Below are 7,624 nucleotides of genomic sequence, written 5' to 3' on the forward strand. Positions count from 1 at the left end.
TTTGGGGCGGGGTCTTCAGCCAGTTGCAAAAGAATCCAAGGGAACGTCATGCAACAAGCAGATTTCGTCATCATCGGCTCGGGCTCGGCGGGATCCGCCCTCGCCTATCGCCTGTCGGAAGACGGCAAGAATACCGTCCTCGTCATCGAGGCGGGCGGCAGCGATTTCGGGCCGTTCATCCAGATGCCGGCAGCGCTTGCCTGGCCGATGAGCATGAAGCGCTACAATTGGGGCTACCTTTCCGAGCCGGAGCCGAACCTCAACAACCGGCGCATCACTGCGCCGCGCGGCAAGGTGATCGGCGGCTCCTCCTCGATCAACGGCATGGTCTATGTGCGCGGCCATGCCGAGGACTTCAACCGCTGGGAGGAGCTCGGCGCCAGCGGCTGGGCCTATGCCGACGTTCTCCCCTATTTCAAGCGGATGGAGCATTCGCATGGCGGCGAGGAGGGCTGGCGCGGCACTGACGGGCCGCTTCATGTCCAGCGCGGCGGCTTCACCAATCCACTGTTCCGCGCCTTCATCGAGGCCGGCAAACAGGCGGGCTTCGAGACGACCGAGGATTATAACGGCAGCAAGCAGGAAGGCTTCGGGCTGATGGAGCAGACCATCTTTGCCGGCCGCCGCTGGTCTGCCGCCAATGCCTATCTGAAACCGGCGCTGAAGCGGGACAATGTCGGGATCGTCTACGGTGTGGCGCGCCGGATCGTCATCGAGGACGGCCGGGCGACCGGCGTCGAGATCGAGCGCGGCGGCAAAGTGGAGGTGGTGAAGGCCAATCGCGAGGTCATCGTCTCGGCTTCCTCCTTCAATTCACCGAAGCTGCTGATGCTGTCGGGGATCGGCCCCGGCCAACATTTGAACGACATGGGCATCGCGGTGAAGGCCGACCGACCGGGTGTCGGCGCCAACCTGCAGGACCACATGGAATTCTACTTCCAGCAGATCAGCACCAAGCCGGTGTCGCTTTACTCCTGGCTGCCCTGGTTCTGGCAGGGCGTGGCCGGGGCGCAATGGCTGCTGTCGAAGGGTGGGCTCGGCGCCTCCAACCAGTTCGAGGCCTGCGCCTTCCTGCGCTCGGCACCCGGGCTGAAGCAGCCCGATATCCAGTACCACTTCCTGCCGGTGGCGATCAGCTATGACGGCAAGGCGGCGGCGAAAAGCCACGGTTTCCAGGTGCATGTCGGCTACAACCTGTCGAAATCGCGCGGCAGCGTGACGCTGCGCTCGCCCGATCCCAAGGCCGATCCGGTGCTGCGCTTCAACTATATGAGCCATCCCGAGGACTGGGAGAAATTCCGCCACTGCGTGCGCCTGACCCGCGAGATCTTCGGGCAGACGGCCTTCAACGACTATCGCGGCCCGGAGATCCAGCCCGGCGAAAGCGTGCAGAGCGACGAGGAGATCGACGCCTTCCTGCGCGAACATCTGGAAAGCGCCTATCACCCCTGCGGCACCTGCAAGATGGGCGCCAAGGACGATCCGATGGCGGTGGTCGATCCGCAAACCCGGGTGATCGGCGTCGAGGCCCTGCGCGTCGCCGACAGCTCGATCTTCCCGCACGTCACCTACGGCAATCTGAACGGCCCCTCGATCATGACCGGCGAGAAGGCCGCCGATCACATTCTCGGCAAGCAGCCGCTGGCGCGCTCGAACCAGGAACCCTGGGTCAATCCAAGGGCGGCGGTCAGCGACCGGTGATGGCGGGGCCTGCTCAAGCGTCCGTTGTCAGACCAGACGGCACCCTGTAGGTTGCAACGACACTCGGGAGACTGGAAACATGGCGCTCAAGCGGATGGACAACGTCGGGATCGTCGTCGAAGACCTTGGAGGCGCGATTGATTTCTTTCGCGAACTCGGTTTCGAACTCGAAGGACAGGCCACGATCGAAGGCGAATGGGCCGGACGAGTGACCGGACTGGGCGATCAGCATGTCGAGATCGCCATGATGCGCACACCGGATGGACACAGCCGGCTCGAGCTCTCCCGCTTCCTCAGGCCTGATGTCATTGCAGATCACCGCAACGCCCCGGTCAACGCCCTCGGTTATCTCCGCGCCATGTTCACCGTCGACGACATCGACGAGACGCTCGAACGGCTCCGCAGCCGCGGCGCACAGCTCGTCGGCGAAGTCGTCCGGTACGAGGACGCATATCGGCTCTGCTACATCCGTGGCCCTGAAGGGCTTCTCATCGGGCTCGCCCAGGAACTCGGCTGAGCCCGACAGACCAGGAATGGTCCTCAAGTCGAAGGGCTTCTGAGGCTATAACGCCGTTTCACGATCAAGATCTTCAGAGAAATCCGATCCATCGCCCCGCCAATAGGGCGGCGGTCCAGGTTGCCGCCGACAGGGCTGCGGAGAAGCGCAGGCCGGGCCGGATCAGGCCGGTTGTCATGAGCGTCTTCCACCCTTGCCCGAGATGGACGGCAAGGAGGTTGAGCAGGCCGAGCCCGATCAGGGCGAGCTTGGTGAGGAAGGCGGGATTGGCGGCATATTCGACCGCTCGCACGCTGAAGAGACAGAAGCCGGTGACGACGGCCGCGGCAAGGCCGACGCCCGCCGCGCGCGACAGAAACGGCGCGATGATCTCCGCCGGCACCTTGCGGAAGAAGCCGGCGAGCCTCAGATCGAGCGGCAGGATGGCGCCGACGAGAAGGCCGATCGCAAGGATATGGCCGGCATTGACGAACATGTAGAGGGTTGCGGAGCGCCGGAGCGCAACCGCGGGCATGGTAGCCGACAGCCATTCGAGAACGGCGATCACGACGGATCAGTTCGTCCGGATGCGATCGGGATAGATATCGTAGCGCTTGTCGCCGATGGTGATGCGCACGGCCTTCATCCGCTTCTCGTTGCGATCCTGCGAACGGTTGCCAAGGGCGATCACCTGGTCGCCGGGCTTGGCGACGCCCTCGACGAAGCCGGAGCGCTCCGTCTGGCGCGGATTGCCGAGTTCGACACGCCAGACGCCGTCATCGGCGGTCGCGACATCGAGCGTCGGATGCGGCCCGCCCATGGAAATCTTTTCGATGGTGCCGCGAAGCTCGATCTGGTCCGCCTCGGCCCATGACCAGCCGTGATGGGCGGCAGCGCTCGTTGCAAGGGCAACCGACAGACCGACGGCCGCCAGCAGATGCTTTGTCGAAATTGCAAACATGGATCCTTCTCCCTACCCGCATGGACAGGCAGGTGGAGCACAGCAGCGGCGAGAAAAGGCATTTCACCAAATCTTGAAGGGAGAGAGATGCCGCGGGCTCTCATCGAGCCTTGATGCTCAGGCGAGCAACCGGGTGACTTCGGCGCCGTGCCTCGGGCCGACGGCATCGGCAATGGTCGTGGAGAACAGCACCTTGCGGGTGGCGTCGGCGACCTTGGCGAAGACGTGGCGGATTTCGCAGGTCTGTTCGCCGTCGCAATCGTCGCATTTGCGGTAGGCGGTGATCGACAGGCACGGCAGCGGCGCGATCGGGCCGTCGATGATGCGCAGGATCTCGCCGAAGGTGATGGTATGGGCGGGCTTGAGGAGGAGATAACCGCCCTGCTTGCCGCGGCGGCTGGCGACGATGCCGTGATGTTTCAGGTCGAGCAGGATCTGTTCGAGGAACTTCTTCGGGATTTTCTGCTGCGCGGCGATATCGGAAATCATCACCGGTTCGTCGGCATCGGCATCCGCCAGAACCGTCAGCGCCCGCAGCGCATATTTCGCCTTTTGCGTAATCATCTCGGACCGTCGACACACACATGCGGCGCGAATTCCGCGCCGCTTCACGGGTACATCAGCCTCTATGGCACAGCCAGCATGAACGGAATTTGAACGCGCCGGAGAAAGCCTTGAGGAACAAGCGTTTTGGCCTTGTTTTTTGCCCTTGGCCAAGCTTACTCAATCTACGCCAAAACCGCGGCTTCCGCACCTTTTTCGCCATCACTTCAGATTTCGGATTGACAGGCTGCGTGTAACTCTACTATTTTTATAGACATACCAGCTGTTCGTGAGGATTTTTATCCTCGGGCGGCTGTTTTTTTGCATTGCGGCAGCTTCGGAGAGATATTTGCTCCTCCGGCCGCAGCTTTCGAAATCCCTTTTTCTGTCCGATCCAGGATTGAACTGCGATACTCCCGTCAACAAAGGACAGGATTCTCATGACTGTTATCGATAGGATTGCGGAAGCCGAGGCGCTGAACGACAAGCTGGCGGGTCTCGACCTTGCCGGGCGCCTGTCGCTGGTGGCGGGCCTTGGCGGGCGCGTGGTGTTCACCACCTCGCTCGGCATCGAGGACCAGGTGATCAGCGCCGAGATTGGCACGCACCGCCTGCCGATCGACATCGCGACGCTCGAGACCGGCCGGCTGTTTGCCGAGACGCTGTCGCTGATCGAAGAGACGGAAGCCCAGTACGACATCCACATCCAGCGCTTCACACCTGAAAAGGCCGATATCGACGCCTATGCAGCGAAATACGGCCTCAACGGCTTCTACGAGAGTGTCGAAGCCAGGCATGCCTGTTGCGGCGTGCGCAAGCTGAAGCCGCTTGCGCGCGCGCTCGAGGGTGCAACGATCTGGATCACCGGCCTGCGCCGCGGCCAATCGGCCAACCGCGCCGAGACGCCGTTTGCCGAATATGACGCCGAACGGCACCTCGTGAAGGTCAATCCGCTCGCCGATTGGGACCTGGAGGCGATCAAGGCCTTCGTGTCCGACAACGGCGTGCCGGTCAATCCGCTGCATGCCCGCGGCTATCCCTCGATCGGCTGCGAGCCGTGCACGCGGGCGATCAAGCCCGGCGAGCCGGAGCGCGCCGGCCGCTGGTGGTGGGAACAGGACGAGAAGCGCGAATGCGGCCTGCATGTCGCCGAAGAGGCCGCGGTGATCGCCGCACAGTAATCAACCCTCACGGCTTTGCCAATCAGGGCGCGGCGACCGCCGCAGCCTTTGGGGAAGCCAACATCTAGGAATTGTTTGCGGGCAGCCGCAAACGACCGACAGTCTGGAGTAAGACATGCCCGATAGCCGTCCGGATACGGAACTCAGCAACCCGCAGAGCGCCAAGGCGCCGCTCGACCCGCATCTGAAGGCGCTGGAAAACGAATCCATCCATATCTTCCGCGAGGTCGCGGCCGAATTCGAGCGTCCGGTCATGCTCTATTCGATCGGCAAGGATTCCTCGGTGCTGCTGCATCTGGCGCGCAAGGCCTTCTATCCCGGCCGCGTGCCCTTCCCGCTGCTGCATGTGAATACCGGCTGGAAATTCCGCGAGATGATCGCCTTCCGCGATGAGACCGCCAGGAAATACGATCTCGACCTGATCGAGCACATCAATCCGCGCGGTGCGGCGGAGAACATCACGCCGTTCACTCATGGTTCGGCCGCCTTCACCGACATCATGAAGACCGAGGGCCTGCGCCAGGCGCTCGATGCCGGCCAGTTCGACGCCGCTTTCGGCGGTGCGCGCCGCGACGAGGAGGCAAGCCGCGCCAAGGAGCGCATCTATTCCTTCCGCACGCCCGACCATCGCTGGGATCCGCGCAACCAGCGGCCGGAACTCTGGAACGTCTATAACGGCATGATCCGCAAGGGCGAAAGCGTGCGCGCCTTCCCGCTGTCGAACTGGACCGAAGTCGATATCTGGCGCTACATCCAGGCCGAGGACATTCCGCTCGTTCCGCTTTATTACGCCAGGAAGCGGCCTTTCGTGGAGCGTGACGGCATGATGATCCTGGCCGAGGATCCGCGCCTCGAACTTTTGCCCGGCGAAGTGCGCCAGGAAGGCATGATCCGCTTCCGCACGCTCGGCGACTTCCCGCTGACCGGCGCCATCCGCTCACAGGCGACCACACTGGAAGAGGTGATCGCCGAACTCGAAATAGCAACGGTGTCCGAACGTCAGGGCCGCGCCATCGACCGCGACCAGTCCGGCTCCATGGAAAAGAAGAAGCGTGAAGGATATTTCTGAGATGACCGCAGCCAACACCGCCGTCTCGGCCGCAACCGCCGTCAGCCTGCCCGCGGCCGAGCCGCAGAAGGCCCAGCGCGATACGCGCCCGCTGCGACTGATTACCTGCGGCAGCGTCGATGACGGCAAGTCGACGCTGATCGGCCGCCTGCTCTGGGACACCAAGGCGGTCAAGGAAGACCAGGCCGCCACGCTGCAGCGCGATTCCACCGGCAAGCAGAACGATCTCGGCCTGCCCGATTTCGCCCTGCTGCTCGACGGCCTGCAGGCCGAGCGTGAACAGGGCATCACCATCGATGTCGCCTATCGTTATTTCTCGACCGACAAGCGCTCCTTCATCGTCGCCGACACGCCCGGCCACGAGCAATATACCCGCAACATGGCGACCGGCGCTTCGACCGCCGATCTCGCCATCCTGCTCGTCGACGCGCGCTTCGGCATTCTCGAACAGACGCGCCGTCACGCGACGATCGCTTCGCTGCTCGGCATCAAGCAGTTCGTGCTCGCCGTCAACAAGATCGACCTGACCGGCTATGACCGCGCCGGCTTCGACAAGATCAGCCACGAATTCCGGGAATTTGCCCTGTCGCTCGGCGTCAAGCAGATCACCGCCATTCCGATGTCGGCGCTGAAGGGCGAAAACGTCGTTTATTCCGGCCAGGCCGCCATGCCCTGGTACAGCGGCCCGACGCTGGTGGAGACGCTGGAGCTTGCCACCGTACGCTCGTCGCAGACGGTCGGCTTCCGCCTGTCGGTGCAGCGCGTGTCGCGCCCGGGCGAAAGCTTCCGCGGCTATCAGGGCACGGTTGCCGGCGGTTCGGTCAAACCCGGCGACAGCGTCATGATCCTGCCGTCCGGCATGGTCGCCAATGTCTCCAAGATCGTCACATTCGATCTGGTGCGCAACGCCGCCGTCGCCGGTGATGCGATCACGCTGGTGCTCGACCGCCAGGTCGACGTCGCGCGCGGCGACATGATCGTCTCGATCGACGCCCAGCCGCAGGTCGGCCTCGCCTTCGACGCGCAGATCGTCGCCTTGCAGCCCGAGGGCATCGAGCCCGGCAAACGCTACTGGCTGAAGAGCGGCTCGCGCCGCCAGCGCGTCCAGGTGCAGCCGTTGAGCCAGCTGGAACTGAAGACCGGTACCTGGAACGCCGCCCAGCGGCTCTACATGAACGCGATCGGCAAGGTGCGCCTTTCCTTCGACGAAGCGGCGATCTTCGACCCTTACGAGCAGAACCGCCAGTCCGGCTCCTTCATCCTGATCGATCCGGAGACCAACAACACGGTCGCCGGCGGCATGGTGACCGGCAAACGCAGCGAACTCGGCGGCCTGCACAATGGCGACGCCCGCGTCATCCTCTCGCTGCCGGCCGATCTCGCCGAGCAGATCATGGCCAGCGAACTCTTCGCCAGCCGCAGCCACGAGGCCGAGGTGCGCCGCATGACCGCGGCCGAAGCCGCCGACCTGTGGTCGAGCGCTGCCAGCGATATCTGACAGGAGATAAGGGGCCGGCAAGACCGGCCCCTTTTTGCGAGGCTTAGGTGACCTGCCACTGCGAATTTCCTCCAGAATTGATTAGAGTCCGGCCGATCAAAGGACGGACGAATGAAGAAGCAGAGATTTACGGAAGAGCAGATTATTGCGGTGCTGAAGGAGCAGGAGGCAGGAG

The 7,624-nt window shown here is 63.4% G+C and carries 8 protein-coding genes; 5 read left to right on the forward strand and 3 right to left on the reverse strand.

Annotation, left to right across the window (positions count from 1 at the left end; translation table 11 throughout):
- Positions 1-48: 48 nt before the first annotated feature.
- Both betA and K6M89_RS05575 read left to right on the forward strand, forming a co-directional pair.
- Positions 49-1,701, forward strand: a complete 1,653-nt coding sequence (gene betA, locus K6M89_RS05570) for a choline dehydrogenase (protein WP_222138699.1) — start codon at positions 49-51, stop codon at positions 1,699-1,701.
- A gap of 79 nt (positions 1,702-1,780) precedes the next feature.
- Positions 1,781-2,218 carry a VOC family protein gene (locus tag K6M89_RS05575; protein ID WP_222138700.1) on the forward strand — a complete coding sequence of 146 codons (438 nt, stop codon included), beginning with the start codon at positions 1,781-1,783 and terminating at the stop codon, positions 2,216-2,218.
- Between the two features lie 73 nt (positions 2,219-2,291).
- Here the strand turns inward: K6M89_RS05575 and K6M89_RS05580 are convergent, their stop codons facing one another.
- From K6M89_RS05580 to K6M89_RS05590, 3 genes are all read right to left on the reverse strand, one after another.
- Positions 2,292-2,765, reverse strand: a complete 474-nt coding sequence (locus K6M89_RS05580; RefSeq protein ID WP_222138701.1) for a DUF6644 family protein — start codon at positions 2,763-2,765, stop codon at positions 2,292-2,294.
- A 6-nt stretch (positions 2,766-2,771) separates the two neighbouring features.
- Positions 2,772-3,158 carry a DUF6152 family protein gene (locus tag K6M89_RS05585; RefSeq protein WP_222138702.1) on the reverse strand — a complete coding sequence of 129 codons (387 nt, stop codon included), beginning with the start codon at positions 3,156-3,158 and terminating at the stop codon, positions 2,772-2,774.
- Positions 3,159-3,275: 117 nt separating this feature from the next.
- A complete protein-coding gene (locus K6M89_RS05590; protein ID WP_004669535.1) occupies positions 3,276-3,722 on the reverse strand; it encodes an RrF2 family transcriptional regulator in 447 nt (148 codons plus the stop codon).
- A gap of 419 nt (positions 3,723-4,141) precedes the next feature.
- Between K6M89_RS05590 and K6M89_RS05595 the strand changes: the two genes are divergently transcribed.
- From K6M89_RS05595 to cysN, 3 genes are all read left to right on the forward strand, one after another.
- Complete coding sequence (locus K6M89_RS05595; RefSeq protein ID WP_097582719.1) at positions 4,142-4,882, forward strand: phosphoadenylyl-sulfate reductase; 741 nt, start codon at positions 4,142-4,144, stop codon at positions 4,880-4,882.
- A 115-nt stretch (positions 4,883-4,997) separates the two neighbouring features.
- Positions 4,998-5,951: a sulfate adenylyltransferase subunit CysD gene (cysD, locus tag K6M89_RS05600; protein WP_097582717.1), complete on the forward strand. Its 954-nt coding sequence runs from the start codon at positions 4,998-5,000 to the stop codon at positions 5,949-5,951.
- A 1-nt stretch (position 5,952) separates the two neighbouring features.
- Complete coding sequence (cysN, locus tag K6M89_RS05605) at positions 5,953-7,449, forward strand: sulfate adenylyltransferase subunit CysN (RefSeq protein WP_097582715.1); 1,497 nt, start codon at positions 5,953-5,955, stop codon at positions 7,447-7,449.
- The last annotated feature ends 175 nt before the right edge of the window (positions 7,450-7,624 follow it).

Source organism: Rhizobium croatiense (assembly GCF_019793465.1).
In the GTDB taxonomy this organism is placed as follows: domain Bacteria; phylum Pseudomonadota; class Alphaproteobacteria; order Rhizobiales; family Rhizobiaceae; genus Rhizobium; species Rhizobium croatiense.

Bases quoted from the DNA above. Each gene is read 5' to 3' on its own strand.
- cysD (WP_097582717.1), top strand. From the start codon at position 4,998: ATGCCCGATAGCCGTCCGGATACGGAACTCAGCAACCCGCAGAGCGCC.
- K6M89_RS05575 (WP_222138700.1), top strand. From the start codon at position 1,781: ATGGCGCTCAAGCGGATGGACAACGTCGGGATCGTCGTCGAAGACCTT.
- K6M89_RS05585 (WP_222138702.1), bottom strand. From the start codon at position 3,158: ATGTTTGCAATTTCGACAAAGCATCTGCTGGCGGCCGTCGGTCTGTCG.
- K6M89_RS05595 (WP_097582719.1), top strand. From the start codon at position 4,142: ATGACTGTTATCGATAGGATTGCGGAAGCCGAGGCGCTGAACGACAAG.
- K6M89_RS05590 (WP_004669535.1), bottom strand. From the start codon at position 3,722: ATGATTACGCAAAAGGCGAAATATGCGCTGCGGGCGCTGACGGTTCTG.
- cysN (WP_097582715.1), top strand. From the start codon at position 5,953: ATGACCGCAGCCAACACCGCCGTCTCGGCCGCAACCGCCGTCAGCCTG.
- betA (WP_222138699.1), top strand. From the start codon at position 49: ATGCAACAAGCAGATTTCGTCATCATCGGCTCGGGCTCGGCGGGATCC.